Origin of the sequence: Amphritea pacifica (genome assembly GCF_016924145.1) — a bacterium.
Classification (GTDB): Bacteria; Pseudomonadota; Gammaproteobacteria; order Pseudomonadales; family Balneatricaceae; genus Amphritea; species Amphritea pacifica.
Map to the genome: position 1 here is coordinate 1 of NZ_JAFFZO010000078.1, position 1,287 is coordinate 1,287.

Sequence of the window (1,287 nt, forward strand, 5' to 3'; positions counted from 1 at the left end):
CCGGGCTGTCAGGGTAAACTTACTCATGGCGTATCTCTCTTCTGTTGATTGCGATCTGGCGAGATCAATCAACAGGATACGCCACCCTCTCTATCTTTCTCCATACACCAGAAATCACCATATCTCATTCAATTCGAATATCTCGCTTTTTAGCCCAGTTGGTGAACTCGTGACTGATGAACTCAGGACCATTATCACAACGAAGAACCACAGGCTTTCCTCGCCACTCGATCAATTGGTTCAGCGTTCTGATGACCCGTATGGAGGGGAGTGAAAAGCCTGCTTCAATCGATAGGCCTTCCCGCCGATAATCATCAATCACGTTGAACAGACGGTACTTACGACCATCCGAAAGCTGATCGTGCATGAAATCCATTGACCAGACCTGATTCTGGCGTAGAGGCTGCTTAAGAGGCTCAGGCTTATGCCTCTTTAACCGTCGCCGCGGCCGTATCCTGAGATTTAGCGACAGCTCACAGTAAATCCGATATACCCGTTTATGATTCCATCGAAAACCTTCCACGTTACGCAGGTACTCAAAGCACATACCAAAGCCCCAGTCAGACTCTTTATTGGTCAACTGAATCAGCCAATCGGCTATTTCAGCATTTTCAGAGTCCAGTCTGGAGTGGTAACGATAACAGGTCTCACTGATACCAAATGCTGTGCATGCCAACCTGATACTTGTTCCCTTCGTGGCGACTGCTTGTTGCGCCATCTCCTTACGGCGAGACGGCTTTACCACTTTTTTTGTAAAGCTTCTTGAACTATCTCAGCCTTAAGGCGCTCTTCGGCATACATCTTTTTAAGGCGACGATTTTCCTCCTCAAGTTCCTTCAGGCGTGCCATAAGTGAAGCATCCATACCACCATACCTGGCCCGCCATTTATAAAATGTCGCGGAACTCATGCCGTGTTCACGGCACAGTTCTGGCACGGGCGTGCCTGCTTCAGCTTGCTTAAGAATCGCCATGATCTGGCTGTCGGTGTAACGTGATTTTTTCATGCAGAATCTCCTGCGTATAGATTACGAGAAAATTCTACTTTTGAGCACCGCTAATTTTCGGGGGGATTACCCCACCAGTTCCTTGCGGCCATGCTCTGTTACTCCGATGATCACCAGCAGGCACAGCCGGTCATCCATTCGTACGTTGCTATGCACACCATCCGCCCAAAAGTAGACGTAACGTTTGTTGTTCAGGTCGCGGCGTCGCCATTGATCATGCTCTTCCAGCCATTTCCCTTTAAGCCGCGTGATCGTATTAGCCGACAGTCCTTTAGCCTGATT

At 48.8% G+C, this 1,287-nt stretch carries 2 pseudogenes; both read right to left on the reverse strand.

Annotation, left to right across the window (positions count from 1 at the left end):
- Positions 1-127 precede the first annotated feature (127 nt).
- A pseudogene (locus JW499_RS21450) lies at positions 128-1,005 on the reverse strand (IS3 family transposase); the annotation flags it as partial.
- A 72-nt stretch (positions 1,006-1,077) separates the two neighbouring features.
- A pseudogene (locus tag JW499_RS21455) lies at positions 1,078-1,287 on the reverse strand (transposase); the annotation flags it as partial.